The 16,295-nt window shown below is 60.4% G+C and carries 12 protein-coding genes; 4 read left to right on the top strand and 8 right to left on the bottom strand.

Translation table 11 applies throughout. The features are described 5' to 3' along the window. Window positions 1–177 precede the first annotated feature (177 nt). The 5 genes from NLM32_RS05385 to clpB form a co-directional block, all read right to left on the bottom strand. Entirely contained in the window at window positions 178–663 is a 486-nt protein-coding gene (locus tag NLM32_RS05385) for a DUF1931 family protein (RefSeq protein WP_254128223.1), read from the bottom strand. An 87-nt stretch (window positions 664–750) separates the two neighbouring features. Continuing rightward, the gene (locus NLM32_RS05380) at window positions 751–2,499 is read right to left on the bottom strand and encodes a cyclic nucleotide-binding domain-containing thioredoxin-disulfide reductase (protein ID WP_254128222.1); all 1,749 of its coding nucleotides are present in this window, start codon (window positions 2,497–2,499) and stop codon (window positions 751–753) included. Between the two features lie 12 nt (window positions 2,500–2,511). Further along, window positions 2,512–4,086, bottom strand: a complete 1,575-nt coding sequence (locus NLM32_RS05375) for an aldehyde dehydrogenase family protein (protein ID WP_254128221.1) — start codon at window positions 4,084–4,086, stop codon at window positions 2,512–2,514. A 165-nt stretch (window positions 4,087–4,251) separates the two neighbouring features. Continuing rightward, a complete protein-coding gene (locus NLM32_RS05370; protein WP_083514123.1) occupies window positions 4,252–4,560 on the bottom strand; it encodes a UBP-type zinc finger domain-containing protein in 309 nt (102 codons plus the stop codon). Window positions 4,561–4,687: 127 nt separating this feature from the next. Next, complete coding sequence (gene clpB / locus NLM32_RS05365) at window positions 4,688–7,327, bottom strand: ATP-dependent chaperone ClpB (RefSeq protein WP_254128220.1); 2,640 nt, start codon at window positions 7,325–7,327, stop codon at window positions 4,688–4,690. A gap of 619 nt (window positions 7,328–7,946) precedes the next feature. Between clpB and NLM32_RS05360 the strand changes: the two genes are divergently transcribed. Together NLM32_RS05360 and NLM32_RS05355 are read left to right on the top strand one after the other, a co-directional pair. Then, on the top strand, window positions 7,947–8,411 hold the full coding sequence (locus NLM32_RS05360) for a host attachment protein (protein ID WP_254128219.1): 465 nt from the start codon (window positions 7,947–7,949) through the stop codon (window positions 8,409–8,411). Between the two features lie 403 nt (window positions 8,412–8,814). Further along, window positions 8,815–9,123: a putative quinol monooxygenase gene (locus NLM32_RS05355; protein ID WP_254128218.1), complete on the top strand. Its 309-nt coding sequence runs from the start codon at window positions 8,815–8,817 to the stop codon at window positions 9,121–9,123. Window positions 9,124–9,176: 53 nt separating this feature from the next. Here NLM32_RS05355 and uvrA read toward each other — a convergent pair whose 3' ends face one another. From uvrA to NLM32_RS05340, 3 genes are all read right to left on the bottom strand, one after another. Continuing rightward, window positions 9,177–11,774, bottom strand: coding sequence for an excinuclease ABC subunit UvrA (gene uvrA / locus NLM32_RS05350; protein ID WP_254128217.1), 2,598 nt, complete (start codon window positions 11,772–11,774; stop codon window positions 9,177–9,179). A gap of 308 nt (window positions 11,775–12,082) precedes the next feature. Then, window positions 12,083–12,730: an MEDS domain-containing protein gene (locus NLM32_RS05345; protein ID WP_254128216.1), complete on the bottom strand. Its 648-nt coding sequence runs from the start codon at window positions 12,728–12,730 to the stop codon at window positions 12,083–12,085. Between the two features lies 1 nt (window position 12,731). Continuing rightward, window positions 12,732–13,322, bottom strand: a complete 591-nt coding sequence (locus NLM32_RS05340) for a GAF domain-containing protein (protein ID WP_254128215.1) — start codon at window positions 13,320–13,322, stop codon at window positions 12,732–12,734. A 516-nt stretch (window positions 13,323–13,838) separates the two neighbouring features. Between NLM32_RS05340 and NLM32_RS05335 the strand changes: the two genes are divergently transcribed. Next, window positions 13,839–15,545 carry a sensor histidine kinase gene (locus tag NLM32_RS05335; protein ID WP_254128214.1) on the top strand — a complete coding sequence of 569 codons (1,707 nt, stop codon included), beginning with the start codon at window positions 13,839–13,841 and terminating at the stop codon, window positions 15,543–15,545. An 8-nt stretch (window positions 15,546–15,553) separates the two neighbouring features. Then, window positions 15,554–16,171, top strand: coding sequence for a response regulator transcription factor (locus NLM32_RS05330; RefSeq protein WP_254128213.1), 618 nt, complete (start codon window positions 15,554–15,556; stop codon window positions 16,169–16,171). Window positions 16,172–16,295 lie beyond the last annotated feature (124 nt).

Genomic DNA, 16,295 nt, shown 5'->3' with positions numbered 1-16,295 from the left:
CACGATCGTCCGGCTGGTCTCCATCAAAGTCATAAGGTGCACTCCCTTGTCTTTTACAATGGGACTGAGCTTCATATCGCCAGAATGAACATCGCCCCTGCCGAGCTCGATAGACGAAATCACCGGCAGATGAGTCCGGTATCGATGTGCGAGCTCCTGCAGAATTAGATGCGAGAGCTATAGCAGCAGCTCGAAAATCCGCGAGGCGAGTTCCCACTGCGCGGTCTGCGGATTTTTCAAATCCGGCTCGATGATCTTCAATGCGCGGGCGACCGCGACGCCAAGTCCCCCGGCAAGATCTGGCAGCATTGCTTCGGTCTCGGCGCTATAGCTGAATTGCAGCGGCGGCCGATGAGCCAGACGGTCGAGAATCGGCGCCAGCTCTATCGTTTCATCCATTTTCCTGAATTGCTCGACGCATTCCTGGAGCCCGGCGGTGATCGGAAGATTCCAGGGCTCGATCAGGACGTCGCCGCCAGCTTTGGCGTCGGCTTCGGCGCGCAGTAACAGCCGATAAATCCTGTGATCGATGAACTCCTCGTAGCGCTTGAGGTCAGCCTTATCCAAGTGGAGACCAGCCACCTCGCGAAACAGTCGCTGGAACTGCCGCACGCCCTCTGGGCGCGGCGGAGGCATCTTGTCAGAAGGAAGTTGCGCGATCATTGGGCACGTTTGTCATTTTTTGCCGCCAGTCGCATTGACAGGCGTCATATGCGAGGGATCTTTTTCACGAGCCGCCTGCAGCTCTTATCATGCCGCGGCGGCCTGCACCGAGTCTTCCCTCCGGCTGGTCCGCGCCGTCTCGAGAAAAGCGTGAACCTGCTGCACAACGGTTGCTCCCTCGCCGATCGCCGCGCCGACGCGCTTGACCGATCCGAAACGAACATCACCCACTGCAAACACACCAGCCACGTTCGACTCGAGCGATGGCACGCTCGCGCCGTCAACTGATGGAAGGTCGTCAGGGGGTATGTTCGTGCCTGTTCGCACAAACCCCTTGCTGTCACGGCTAACGTTGCAATCGCTCAGCCACTCTGTTGCGGGCTCCGCACCGATGAACATGAAGACGTTGCGGATCGCCTTCTCAGCTTCCGCGCCGGTCCTGTCGCGCCAGCGGACCCGTTCGAGTTGGCCCTGCTCGTTACCCGACAACGCTACGATCTCCGTGCAGGTGAGCAATTCGATGTTCGCCGTCGCTGCGATCCTGTCGATCAGATATTGCGACATGCTCTCGGAGAGGCTGGATCCTCGCACGAGCATCCATACCTTCTTGGCATAGCGGCTTAGAAACACAGCCGCTTGCCCTGCGGAGTTGCCTCCGCCGACCAGGGCCACTTCCTCATTTCGGCATAGACGAGCCTCGATCGGGGAGGCCCAATACCAAATACCCCGCCCCTCGAACTGCTCCAAATTCGGTATGTTTGGCCTGCGATAGCGCGCGCCACTCGCAATCACCACGCTCAGTGCGGTGACGCTCCGACCGTCGGAGAGCTCGATCGCGAATGGATAGCGCTCACAATGAAGGTTGGTGACCGCCTCCGGGATGATCATCTCCACGCCGAACTTCTGGGCCTGCACATAGGCACGCCCAGCCAGCGCCTGGCCTGAAATTCCCGTCGGAAATCCCAGATAGTTCTCGATACAGCTGCTGGCACCGGCCTGCCCTCCGAACGCCCGTGCGTCGAAGACGCCGACTGACAAACCCTCGGATGCCGCATACACGGCAGCCGCAAGTCCTCCTGGCCCGGCACCGACAATTGCTACGTCGTATCGGCGCCCTTCGAGATCCGGCGGAACCATGCCGAGGGCCCGCGCCAAATCGGATTCACTCGGATTTTTCAGGATAACCCCGTTCGGACAGACGACCAGCGGCAATTCTTCCGGCTTGCAAGGATAGTGCTTCAAGAATGCTTGCGCGTCCGGCTCCTTGGTGGGGTCGAGCACCTGGTGCGGATAGGCATTGCGCGCCAAAAATTCCAGCAGACGCACCATTCCGGGGTGGCCGTCATGCCCGATCAGACAAGGACCGCCGGCGCCGGCCTCGATCAGGAACACCCGTCGCAAAACAAGGGCTCGCATGATGCGCTCGCCGAGTTGAACGTCGGCGATCAGCAAAGCGCGAAGTCTTGCCGGCGGAAACAGCAGCGATTCAACGGGCTCGGTTGCGCGCGCATCGACCAGGGAGGGTCCGCCGGAGAGTTGCGCGACTTCACCGACAAATTCGCCTGCACCCAATTCCACGATCTTCTCCGCCCGTTCAGGTCGACCGCGAGCTTCGACAGACACCCGACCGGCGATGATGACGAACATGCCAGGCGGAATCTCACCCGTCCGGAATAGATATTGATTGACGGCATGGTGTTTGATCTCGCCGAAGAGGCGCATGCGGTCGATTTCGTCCGACGCGAACTTGGGGAACATGTGCTCGCGGCGGGCCTCAAGCATGCCGTTGCCGCTCGTCTGGAGACCGGCGGCAACCTTGTTGGATAGGTCGTCCATTCTATGCCCCTTTCAGGACCACGGCCCCTGCACGGCGGAAGCGCTCCAGGGAAAGCCTCGCGGCGCGTGCTGCGCGGTCAGCCACTGGTCCGTCGTGAAAGCGTCGATCGCCCAAGAGCCATTGAATCGGCCGATGCCGGAATTCTTCTCGCCGCCAAACGGACAGGTCGGCAGGTCGATGACGGGTTGATCATTGACATGGGCCATACCGACCTGCATTCGCTCTGCAAAGTGCACGCCCCGGTGCACGTTGCGCGTGAATACGGCGCCGCTTAGTCCAAAACTCGTTTCATTGGCCACACCCAAGGCTTCTTCGGCATTGCCGACCCGGAGGATCGGCGCCACGGGTCCGAATATTTCTTCTGCGGCAAGCTCCATCCGGTTAGTGACGTTCACGAAGACATGCGGCGGCAACACGAGTCCGTCCGGCTCGCCTCCGAGCAACTGTTTGCAGCCGTCGTCGCCGGCGCGGCGAACGCGTGCGATCAGCTTCTGGAGCTGCGAGTTGTTGATGATCGGACCAATCACGGTATCGCCATCGCGGGGATCGCCGGCCTTCAATTTCGCCACCCGCTCCGTGAAGCGCTCGACGAACGTGTGATAGACGGGCTCCTCGACAATGAGGCGGTTTATAGCGATGCAGATCTGGCCCTGATGCAGAAACTTGCCGAACACAGCGGCCTCGATGGCCTGATCAAGATCGGCGTCGGCGAGCACAACGAAGGGAGCATTGCCACCGAGCTCCAGATCGACGCGCTTGATGATCGAGGCCTTCGCCGCAAGTTCCGCGATCCCGCGGCCGACCGGCGTCGAACCGGTAAATGAAATCACTCGTGGAACAGGATGACTGACAAAAGCGTCGCCGATTTCGCTGCCGGAGCCGACAATGACGCTCAGGAGTCCCGGCGGCAGGCCCGCCTCCTCGAAGATTTTCGCTAGTAACAATCCGCCTGTTACAGGCGTATCACTCGCCGGTTTCACCACAACGGCGTTTCCAACCGCGAGCGCCGGCGCGATGGTGCGATTGCTCAGATGGAGCGGCCAGTTCCAAGGACTGATCGCCCCGACCACTCCGACCGGCTTGCGGCGTACCTGATTTTCCTTGCCCGGAATGTCGGACGGAATATAGCGGCTTTCGACCGCATGGGGCACCGAGGTGGCCCACAGCATGACGGTGTGCGTCACTTCCCACTCAAGGTTCGCCTTCAGTCGCGTGCTGCCAGATTCCTCGATCAGCCAATCGACGATTTCGCCACGGCGCGCTTCCATCACCTCTGCTGCGCGGCGAAATACCTGCGTCCGCGCCGCCGGTGATGAGACGGCCCACTGTATCTGAGCCTTGGCAGCCGCTGCAAACGCAGCATCAAGATCGCGACGATCGGCCTGCTTGATTTCGAGGAGGACATCTCCGGTAAAAGGGTTCGTGTCGACGAGCCTGTGCTCCGCCTGCCCGTGGCGCCAATCTCCGGCGATTGGCAGCAGCTCGAACTGATCATAAGGTTGCGGATCTCTCGTTTGAACCTTGGTGCCATCCGGTACTATGGCTGCGTGTCGGTCGGAACTGCGGTTGGCACTGCGCGCGACCATGTCCATCTCCTTAGCAGGTTAGCTTTCGCAGCCGACCATGCCCCGTCGGGCGACGCTTCACCTTGACAGCCGTCAACCGAAACGCGGGAAAGCATCGCATCGACTGCTTGTGCGCGGTTCGCCCAAGCCTTGAGAGGCCCTGGTCGAACGGCGCGATGCAGCGCGTCAATAAAACCTTGGGATCGGACCTAGTTGCGGCGTGGGTCGATCCGACAAGTCAAACATCAGTTCGTCAACGTAACACCAGCCCCAGCCTTCGGGCGGATCATAGGCTTCGATGATTGGGTGACCGGTCGCATGAAAATGCTTCGTCGCGTGTCGATTGGGAGACTGATCACAGCAACCGACATGACCGCAGGTGCGGCAGACGCGCAGGTGCAGCCACGGATCGCCCAGTTGCAGGCATTCTTCGCACCCGAGGGAATGAGGAACGACGTCGTGAATTCCTGCCAAGTGTCTGCAACGCTGTGCCATATCATCCCTCAGGCTCTACCTACTGCGTTCTGCCTGATCTCAATTGCTGCCTCGTTGCCGGACGTCCTGCCGATTATGTCTGATATTCGCCGGTGCAGCGTGCTGGGCCGGCACCCAGGCAGGCCATTCAATGCAACTTTCGTTTCGGAGAGGGCGCGTTGAATTGCGCTATTTCCGCCGTCTGCGGCGCTTTGCCGTTGAATGTCAGGACATTGCCTTCCGCCGAGATCGCGACCTTGTCGCCGTCCTTCACCTCGCCTGCTAGGATCATCTCGGCCAGGGGGTCCTGCAGATACTTTTGAATCACCCGCTTCAGCGGCCGCGCGCCGTAAGCGGGGTCCCAGCCCTTCGCTGCGAGCCAATCCCTCGCGTCCGCATCGAGCGCGAGGGTGATCTTGCGATCGTCCAGCAGCTTTTGAAGCCGGGCGAACTGGATCTCGACGATCCGGCCCATCTCGCTCCGCTGCAGGCGGTGGAACAGGATGATCTCGTCCACGCGGTTCAGGAATTCGGGCCTGAAATGCGCCCGCACCATGCCCATGACTTGCTCGCGAACCGCAGCCGTATCCTCACCCTCCGGCTGGTTCACCAGGAACTCAGAACCAAGGTTGGAGGTCATGATGATCAACGTGTTGCGGAAGTCGACCGTGCGGCCCTGGCCGTCGGTCAGGCGTCCGTCGTCGAGCACTTGCAAGAGGACGTTGAAGACATCAGGATGGGCTTTCTCGATCTCGTCGAACAGCACGACCTGATAAGGCCGGCGCCTCACCGCCTCGGTGAGCGCACCGCCCTCGTCGTAGCCGACATAGCCCGGAGGTGCGCCGATCAGTCGCGACACCGAATGCTTCTCCATGTACTCGGACATGTCGAGGCGCACCATCGCAGTCTCATCGTCGAACAGGTACTCGGCGAGCGCCTTGGTCAGCTCGGTCTTGCCGACGCCGGTAGGCCCCAGGAACATGAACGAGCCGGTCGGCCGATTCGGGTCTTGCAGGCCCGCGCGCGAACGGCGCACGGCGGTTGCGACCGCATGCACCGCCTCGGCCTGACCAACCACACGCTGTCCGAGCTGCTCCTCCATCTTCAGGAGCTTCTCCTTCTCGCCCTCCAGCATCTTGTCGACCGGCACGCCGGTCCAGCGCGAGACCACCTGCGCGATATGGTTGGCGGTGACCGCCTCTTCCACCATCTCGCCGGAGTTCTCCTTGGCCTCGATCTCGGCAAGCTGCTTCTCGAGTTCCGGGATCCGGCCGTAGGCCAGCTCGCCGGCCTTCTGGAATTCGCCGCGCCGCTGGGCGTTGGCGAGTTCGACGCGCAAACCATCGAGTTCCGATTTCAGCTTCTGGGCGTTCACGAGCTTGCTCTTCTCCGCGCTCCAGCGCGCCGTCAGCGCCGCAGCTTTCTCTTCGAGATCGGCGAGCTCCTTTTCCAGCGACCGCAGCCGAGTCTTAGAGCCGGGATCGCTCTCCCTCTTCAGGGCTTCCTGCTCGATCTTCAGCCGGACAATTTCCCGGTCGAGCGAATCCAGCTCTTCTGGCTTGGAATCGACCTGCATTTTCAGCCGCGCCGCGGCCTCGTCCATGAGGTCGATCGCCTTGTCCGGCAGGAAACGGTTTGTGATATAGCGGTGCGACAGCATCGCAGCCGAAACCAGCGCGGAATCGGTAATGCGCACACCGTGGTGCTGCTCGTACTTGTCCTTCAGACCCCGCAGGATCGAAATGGTGTCCTCGACCGAGGGCTCGCTGACGAAGATCGGCTGGAACCGCCGCGCGAGGGCCGCGTCCTTCTCGACGTGCTTCTGGTACTCGTCGAGCGTGGTCGCGCCGATGCAGTGCAGCTCGCCGCGCGCCAGCGCGGGCTTCAACAGGTTGGAGGCATCCATTGCGCCGTCGGTCTTGCCGGCGCCGATCAGCGTGTGCATCTCGTCGATGAACAGGATGAAATTGCCCTCGCTCGCGGTCACTTCCTGGAGCACAGACTTCAGGCGCTCCTCGAACTCACCGCGGTATTTCGCGCCGGCGATCAGCGCTCCGAGATCCAGCGCGAGCAGCTTCTTGTCGTGCAGGCTCTCGGGCACGTCACCATTGACGATGCGCAGCGCCAAGCCTTCCGCGATGGCTGTCTTGCCGACGCCGGGCTCGCCGATCAAGACGGGATTGTTCTTGGTCCGGCGCGAGAGCACCTGGATGGTGCGACGGATCTCCTCGTCGCGGCCAATCACCGGGTCGAGCTTGCCGTCGCGCGCGGCCTGCGTGAGGTCGCGGGCATATTTCTTCAGCGCGTCATAGGCATTCTCGGCCGTCGCGGAATCCGCGGTGCGGCCCTTTCGTAAGGATTCGATCGCGGCATTTAGGTTCTGCGCGGTAACGCCGCCCTTCGCCAGTAGCTGGCCGGCCTCACTGTTCTTGTCCATGGCGAGGCCGAGCAGGAGACGCTCAACCGTGACAAAGCTGTCGCCCGCCTTTTCGGCTGCCTTTTCAGCAGCGTCGAAGGCTCGCGCGAGTTCGGGGGCGAGATAAACCTGCCCGGCGCCGCCGCCACTGACCTTCGGCACCTTGTTGAGGGCGTCCTCGGTCGCCTTCAGAATTGCATGGGAATTGCCGCCGGCGCGGTCGATCAGACCGCCAGCAAGGCCCTCGCTGTCGTCAAGCAGGACTTTCAGCAGGTGCAGGGTGGAAAACTGCTGATGACCGTCGCGCATCGCCAGTGACTGCGCGGATTGGATAAAACCGCGAGAGCGCTCGGTATATTGTTCAATATTCATCTTTCTTCCCTCGGCGTGCCGCTCCGCCCCCGAAGTGCGATCAGTAAAAGCAGGATACCGGCTTTCGTTCAGTCGAGATCAAGGGATTGAAGATCCACGATCTGCTTGCCGACCGCACGTCGCCTAGCGAATTATGCGCATGGCACGCGTACCGCATGCTCTTTGGGTTTCCGCAAGCTCGCACTGACATTTGTCAACTCGCCAAGCGGCTTTCGTCGTCGACGCTGGCGCCTACGGCGGCAGTGGACGCTCAATATCGCCGCGTTTGAGCGTGGCACCCTGTCCCCTAACACAAGTCAATACGCGTTTGCGCAGCCCGAATTTAACGTGGACGCAGAAGCCGAACGTAATCTTTTGCCGGAGTATTGACGGCCGTCATGGCTGCGAAAAGCTGCTCCGTTAGAAACCCCGGTTTGCGAGGTGAGACGCGGGCACAACAAGGGTCCCAGGCAGAACTAGCGAAGGGCACCAAGTCTATCAAAACCAGAGCCATCACGAACAGGAGGAAAGTAGGTCCTGAAGGGTTTCGTGCGTTCGAGTGTGCGCCATCCGGACCCCATCCTGCGATCGATAGCTCCTTCACAGGGCGTGATTGAAAGCTGAACCTTGCGAGGCCTCGATGCCGAACAAAGAGCCGTACATCAAGTTGCCACATCGCGCTGTTGTCTTTGTCGGAGACGGCCGCAAAGCCCTTTTTCTACTCAATGAAGGGGACGGTCTAAAGCCACGCTTGAAAGTCCAACAGGCGTTTGAAGATGAGAACCCGCCGACCCACGAACAAGGATCGGACAAGCCGGGACGAACCCTGTCTGGCACCGAGCCAAACCGCAGCGCGATGGAACAGACCGATTGGCATGATGTCGAGAAACATAAGTTCGCGCGCACGGTCGCCGGTGCTCTGGATCGCTTTCTGAGAGAGCTACAAACAGAGCATCTTGTAATCATAGCACCGCCGCGAACGCTCGCAGATCTGCGTCGATCATTTTCCCCCACAGTCCAAAGATCCATAGTTGCGGAGCTTGCAAAGGATTTGACCGGCCTAACCGTCAACGACATCTCGCAATACCTGGTCGCTCGATCGTAGCGGTTCAATTGCGGACCGGCGCCCGCGCTACTCCCGAACCCCAATAGTCGACCCCGTTCGCCTCAGGCGCTTCACGAAGGCCGCAACTTACCGGTCATGAGGAGGTCAAATGGGTTGGCCCATAGAGGGATCGCTTGGAATTTGCATCTGTTGCTTCATGGCAGGTCGTTTGCGGCGAGCGCGCCAGTCGATCTCCATCGATTGAAGATCTCACTCGCCGACACTGACATTGGTCAATGCAGCGCGCATCTCTCCAGGGTACAAATAATTGAACAGTTAGATCAGCGAAAGAAGTCTCGCGTGTGACCGTTGTACTTCGCCTGGCCAAAGGTTGGCGAGCACGACCAGATTCTATGGAACAGCTGCCCCGCGGATTCGTGCCAAGATGAGACAGGAGAGTAGAATGACAAAGTTCGCGCTGTACGTTCCGCTTGTGGCCAAGCCCGGCAAGGAGAAAGAAGTTGCGGACTTTCTGCGTTCGGCGGTCCCTTTGGTGAATGCCGAACCCGGAACTGTCTCATGGTACGCGATTCAGGAAGGACCTTCCTCATTCGCGATCTTCGATACTTTCGACGACGAGACTGGACGCGACGCGCACCTCAACGGGAAGGTCGCCGCCGCGTTGATGGCGAAGATCACGGCAGGCGACATGTTCGAAAAGACGCCGGAAATTCATAAGTTGGGTATCATCGCGGACAAATCGGTGAAGTAAAGCTCTGGCGGTCTTTTGGGTAGCCGTCCGAGGGCAGCGCGCACGCGCGTAGTTTACTGACGTGCCCCGAGGCGATCGGACATTGATGCGTCGGCCGCGAGCCGGGCCCTGAACCGCGACAGGTATGGCGCGGTGCGGCTTATGGACGATCCAGCGACCTCGGCAGGCGTGCCAAACGCCATTACTTGACCGCCTTCGTCGCCTGCACCCGGGCCGATATCCATGACCCAGTCACTGCTGGCGACAACGCGCATGTCGTGCTCCACCACGATGACGGTGTTGCCGGATTCGACCAGCCCGTCGAGTTGTGCGACGAGTTTCTCGACGTCAGCGGGGTGTAGTCCCGTGGTGGGCTCGTCAAGGACGTAGAGCGTCTGGCCACGTTGCGTCCGCTGCAGCTCGGTGGCAAGCTTGATCCGCTGGGCTTCCCCGCCGGAAAGCTCCGTCGCCGGCTGGCCAAGTCGCAGATAGCCGAGGCCGACCTGCCGCAGCACATCGAGGGACCGTCGTACCTGCGTCTCCTCAGCAAAGAACGCAAAGGCGGCATCGACCGTCATTCCGAGCACGTCGGCGATATTCTTGTCGCGGTATTTTATTTCAAGGGTTTTCGCGTTGTAGCGAGCGCCATGACAGCTTGGGCACGGTGCATACACACTGGGCAGGAACAGCAATTCGACGCAAACAAAGCCTTCGCCCTCGCAGGTCTCGCAACGCCCTTTGGCAACATTGAAGGAAAAGCGTCCAGCGTCGTAGTGACGAGCGCGCGCCGACTTGGTGGCCGCGAAGATCTTGCGAACGTGATCGAACAGCCCTGTGTACGTCGCGAGGTTGGACCGTGGTGTGCGTCCGATCGCCTTTTGATCGACGACCACCAATCGCTTGACCCCCTCCATTCCACTCGCGATCCGGCCGCCGAGTGTGGTCACGACGGTTCGCTCGAGTTCGTCGCCTTCATCGTCGATCGACGGCACGGGATGGCCTAGCCTTTTTGCAATCAATTCCACCAGGACTTGGCTCACCAGGCTCGACTTGCCCGAGCCGGAAACGCCAGTCACGGTGGTGAATACTCCCAGCGGAAAATCGATATTGAGGTCATGGAGGTTGTTGCGACTGACGCCGCGCAATCGCAACCAGCCCTTGGGCGAGCGCGGCGTTCGGCTTGACACGATGTGGTCGCCGAACAGGTAACGGCGGGTTTGCGATTCTTCTACCTGCTTGAATCCTTGTAGCGGACCGCTGTAGAGCACCTGACCGCCGAGTTCGCCAGCGCCAGGCCCGACATCGACAACCCAATCCGCATGCCGAATCACATCGATCTCGTGTTCGACCACGAAAAGCGAATTTCCGAAGGCCTTCAATTGGTCGAGCGCCGTCAGCAGCGCCTCGGTGTCCGCGGGATGAAGTCCGGCGGAGGGTTCGTCGAGCACATAGACGACGCCGAACAGATTGGAACGCACTTGGGTTGCCAGTCGCAGGCGCTGCAGTTCACCCGGAGAGAGTGTCGGGGTACTCCGCTCCAGCGAAAGATAGCCTAGTCCGAGGTCAAGCAGAACCGCGAGGCGGCCACCGAAGTCATCGGCGATTCGCTGCACCACCAACGCTTTCTCCGGATGCTGCGCCCTAAGCTTGGTCAGCGTAGGAGCGGCGGCGTCCGCATAGGGAAGCAAGAGGTCAGCGAGCTTGGCCAACGGAATCCTGGAGATATCGGCAATGTCGAAGCCGGCGAATTTGACGGACAGCGATTCGCGGCGAAGCCGCTTGCCATGACAGAGCGGGCATTCGGTACTTACCATGTAGCGCGATACCCGCTTCTTGATCGACGCGCTTTCAGTGGTAGCAAAGGTGTTCAGCACATATCGCCTGGCGCTGGAGAAATTGCCGCGGTAACTGGGCTCCTCCTTGCGTCTGATCGCCCTTCGTGCCTCGTTCGCGTCATACCCGATGTAAACCGGGACCACTGGTTGCTCATCGGTATACAGGATCCAGTCGCGGGCCTTTTTCGGTAATTCGCGCCACGGACGATCGACATCGTAGCCGAGCGAAATCAGCATGTCGCGCAGGTTGCCGCCATGCCAGGCGGGCGGCCAGGCTGCAATCGCGCGCTCGCGAATGCTTTTGGAATCATCCGGCACCATCGAGCGTTCGGTCACCTCGTAGACCCGACCGAGCCCATGGCATCGGGGGCAGGCCCCCGCCGGCGTATTGGTCGAAAAAGCCTCGGCATCGAGATGCGCCTGTTGCCGTGGATAGTCGCCGGCGCGCGAGTACAGCATTCGAAGCAGGTTGGACAGTGTCGTGACGCTTCCGACGGAAGAGCGCGTGGTGGGCGACCCGCGCTGCTGCTGCAAGGCCACGGCCGGCGGAAGGCCGTCGATTCCGTCAACCTCGGGAACCGCCATCTGATGAAACAAACGACGCGCATAAGGCGAGACGGATTCGAGATACCGCCGCTGCGCCTCTGCGTAGAGCGTTCCAAAGGCCAGTGACGATTTGCCCGAGCCGGACACCCCGGTAAACACCACCAGGGCGTCGCGGGGAATGGCGAGATCGATATTCTTCAAATTATGCTCGCGTGCGCCGCGCACGCGGACGAAGCCGCGCAGATCATCTCCCGCGGTGTTTAGAGAAGGAGGTTTGCTGATTTCTAACATTTACACGAGCCAACCCGAGCGAAACGCTTGACGGCCGAGTGGAGTTCCGTCCCAAACAGGACCCACTCGACCAGATGTTCGGGCTCCATTGACGAGCCATTCGGCCGCATTGCGACGAACATATCGGCAGTGCGGGTTTCGCGTGTTGCGATCTCGCCCATCGTATCGCCGAGCGCCTCCAACCACCGCAACTCCGTCGTGCCGCCAGGAACGCAAAGGAGGATTGATCGGGAGAGCCCTCTTGTCATTGACGATAGTCAAGAAGCGACGCGCCTCTGAAACAAGCATGGGCTCAAGGCGCCGGCGGGCTATGCCCGATAGGCTTGGCTTGGTCCGGTTCGCGACTGCACCTCGCGGATAAACTCCTGCGGGCTCGTGAAGAACGAGTTCTCGATCAAGACACCACCGATGATAACCATAGGATGCGTTCGCAAAATATCGACGGCATGCGGTGCCGTCAGCATATTGACGTCGTAGGTGCAAATCACCGGGTCGTCGTAGTTCGGCAGCACGCTATTGAGTCGCATCTCATATTCGGCCCAATCGACGCCGCTCTTCCAGTCGTCTACAGCCGTTTCGGCGTGCGCGATCATCCGCGTCAGCGGGAAACCGAGCCCGGCCCCGGCCTTCAAGGCCTCCTGGATCAAGACGAGCATGGCGTCCTTGTCGAAGCGTCCGGTCTTGAGATAGGTGTCCTCCGGCAGCGCGACTTCGAGCTGGCGGCTTTTCATCGTCTTCTCCACGTCGACGCCGGCGTTGCGCAGCGAATTCAGGTGATTCTCTCTGTGCTGAGAAGGAAGGACATGAAACGCGCGCTGGCCGCAGTTGATGCCGTCGCAAATGAACGGCAGCAACGTGTCGTATTCCTCCACGGCCGAACTGAAGAACGCACAGACATGCCGGTGCTCCCGCAGCATGGATCGTCCAAAAGGAATGGGCTCGGCAGTTGAGTTCATGTCAGCCTCCCGGTTGAGAGTCATCTGGGACCTGCTTGCCGTTAAAGTGCTGGCTCGGCACCAGGCCCTCTCGTTGCTCCAGGCCGTCAGCGACCTGGACGGCGAGCCGATCCAGCGGAGCATGATCGAACTCGCTCTCTATTTGCGGTTCGCGAAAGTGTGTTGTGATCACGCCCCAGAGGTGGCCGTTGCTGCTGATGAGCGGCGTCGATTGTACGGCAGCAGTGCCGCCGGCACGCAGCACATCGAGCTCGCGCGTACCCACAAACAGGTAGCTCGTTGCGACGTCCTCGACAAACACACGCATGCGCCGCATGAGCGCGGCAGCACATGTGGTGTTAGTGTCGCGGCGCACTACGCCGAAAAAAGTCAGGGCTTCGGTCGAGAATCCGCGACTGGCAACAATTGTCAGGCAGTCGGCTTTTTTGTCGAAGCGCTGCAGCGTGCCCATGTCGGCACCCGTTATGCCGATCGCGATATCGACGACCTGCAGCAGATCCGCACCGACATCCTTGGAGCTTCTCAGTCGCTGCAAGAGGACGTCGATTTGTTGCCTAGTTGCAGCGTCAAGCGGCTCCTTGAGGTTTGCCATCGCCTTTGCTTCCGCGCGCCGTGCCGCAACATTGTCACGGCCAAACGAATGCGGAAATGTAAGGGGAGATAGTGGCCAAGCAGATTAAGTAATTCTACGTAATTGCTATGCCTGTCAGAGAAATCCGACGGTAATCAAAGCGCGTTTGCGCGACATCGTGCTGGTCGGTCCCGGCGTCACCGCCCTAGTTGAGGTTTTCTAAGAAGAGATTGCCTGGAACTAAGGCTCGCTATTTCGGAACGGCAGAGCTAATATTTCTTATCATTGAGAGACTTAAGGGCTTCGGTGGCTGAGAGACGCTCCTGCGCTCCCGCCGAACCTGCACCGGTAGCCGCGTCATGTCTCAGTGCGCCAATCGCATTCTCAACGCACTCCCGCAAGAAGTCTTTGCCAGCATTGAGCTGCACCTCCAGCCCGTGAAGCTATCCTTTGCAGAGGTGGTCGTCGAAACCGATCAGTCGATAGCACAAGTGTACGTCCCCTTCAGCGGGGTGGTTGTGGACTGGATCGGACGACATGCCTTGGGTCGATGAGCTTTCCGAGCCGCAAGAGCTCAGGCGGTGCATCCGCGATCTCGTCGCGCTTTCGACGCTGCCGGCAATCTGGAAGGAATACGATACACGGCAGATCGCCGACAGCGTGGCGGCCGCGTTGCTTTCGATGCTCAATGCCGACGTCATTTGCGTGTCTGTACCGGGGCGGCGCGACGAAGCCGCGGCCGACGTGGTGCGCACGCGCCAAGCGGTGTCCTCCCGGTCATCTGATAGCATTGAACGCATCCTCCGCGGTGCATGGCGCGGAAGCCGCGAGCAGATATCTGCGATGGACAACCCGCTCGGAAAGGGAACATTACGGATCGCGGCTGCGCCGATGGGATTTGGTGGCGACGCCGGGATCGTCGCAGGTTCCGTCAATCCACAATTTCCGAGCGAAACGCACCGGCTTCTTCTCGGAATTGCGGCAAACCAAGCAGCGCTCGCCATGCAACGCTGGCACGCGGAGGCGGAACAACGGCGTCTGGTGAACGTGATCGAGCGGTCCTCCGAGTTGGTTGGTTTCGCCCATCTGGACGGCACGCCGCAATATCTCAATAAGGCGGCGTTTGAACTCCTCGGGCTTTCAGGCATTGAGGAAGTGCAGCGGCTCAACATCTTCGATTTCATTGCTCCCGATGAGCGGGCTCGGGCGCACCGCGAGGCGCTTCCGATGGTGATGGGAACCGGACGCTGGCTCGGCGAACTCAACCTCCGCCACTTCAAAACTGGAGAGATCATTCCTTTCCTGGTCGATTGGTTCCGCATCGACGACCAGCGCACGGGCCGTCCTACGAATATGGCGACCGTCAGCCGCGATCTGAGGCCTCAGAAAAAGCTGGAGGGTGATCTTCGACGCCTCAACGAGTCGTTGGAGCAGCGAGTGACGGAACGGACATCGGAATTGGCGGAAGCGCTCGAGCGACTGACGCTCGCAGCGGAGGAACGGTTATGCGCGGATGTCCGCGCGCAGCAGCTCCAAGCGGAGCTCCATCATGCGTCTCGTTTGAGCGCAGCGGGTCAGATGGCCGGTGCGTTGGCGCATGAATTAAACCAGCCGCTGACCGCGTTCACCAATTTGGTTAACGCTGGGCGCCGGATGATGGCAAACGGCGCGCCCCACAGGGTCGACGCTGTACGCGATGTCCTTGGCGAAGCCGCCGAGCAGGCGCTCCGCGCCGGCGAGATCATTCGGCGGCTGCGAGAGTTCGTTACGCGCGGCGAGACGGAAGCGCGGATCGAAAACCTGTCTGACCTGATCCGTGAAGCCAGTGATCTTGCCTCGGCGGGGACCGGCCCGCACAGCGTGCAGGTCCGGCTGAGCTTCGATCCGCGCGCCGAGGCGGTGCTTGCAAACCGAATTCAACTGCAGCAGGTCATGCTTAACCTGATACGCAATGCGTACGAGGCGATGGCGCAGAGCGAGCGGCGCGAGTTGGAAGTGGTCACTGCGCGTCTCGATGACAGGTCGATTGAGATCGCAGTAGCAGATTGTGGCTCGGGCCTGCCAGGCAATATCGTGGAACACCTCTTCGAGCCATTCCACACCACAAAAATCAATGGCATGGGACTGGGACTCTCGATCTGTCGCTCGATCGTCGAAGCTCATGGCGGAAAGCTGGGATATGAGCCCAACTGCGGCGGCGGAGCAATCTTTCGTGTGACGCTGCCCGTTCCTCTGGAACAATGAGTCGATCGATGGCCGCCGAACGGTTCATTTACGTTGTTGATGACGACCCGGCGATCCGCCGATCTTTGGAGCGGCTGCTAGATGCGGTCGGTTTCCGGGTGGCGTCGTATGCAACGCCAAAAGCGTTCCTCGACGTCGCAGGCAGTTTACTCGGGGGCTGCGTCCTGCTGGATCTTCGTATGCCGGAGATGGACGGCTTCGAGGTTCATGCTCGCCTTCGGCTGATAAACCCCGACCTGCCGGTCATTGTGGTGACGGCCCAAGGCGACGTGCAGACCGCGGTCCGAGTGATGAAGGCGGGAGCTGTGGACTTTATTGAAAAGCCCTACAGTGACGACGCCTTGATAGCAGCGATTGAGTCCGCGCTGAAGACTAGCGCGGCTAAGGGCCGGACCGATGATATTGGTAAGGCGGCGGCGTTGATCAATACGCTCAGTCCACGCGAGCGGCAGGTGCTCGAGGCGCTCGTGGCCGGTCAACAAAACAAGGTCATTGCATTCGATCTTGGAATCAGTGTGCGCACAGTCGAGGTTCACCGCTCACGTATGATGGACCGGTTGGGCGTACATCAGTTCGCGGAGGCTGTCCGGCTTTTGGTCCTCGCGAGCTTTGCAGAGCGGGCGTGAGCGGGGATCCTAAGGCAAGGATCGCCATCAAGTCCGCGCGACGTGGACCTCGCCGGTGGATGTGCGCTGCAGGCGCCGATTGATCAGCCATCAAGAGCCGCTTTCCGGAAGCTTGGCACCGTGG

Source organism: Bradyrhizobium sp. CCGUVB14, from assembly GCF_024199935.1.
Lineage (GTDB): Bacteria > Pseudomonadota > Alphaproteobacteria > Rhizobiales > Xanthobacteraceae > Bradyrhizobium.
This window is presented reverse-complemented; position numbering and strand designations above follow the sequence as displayed.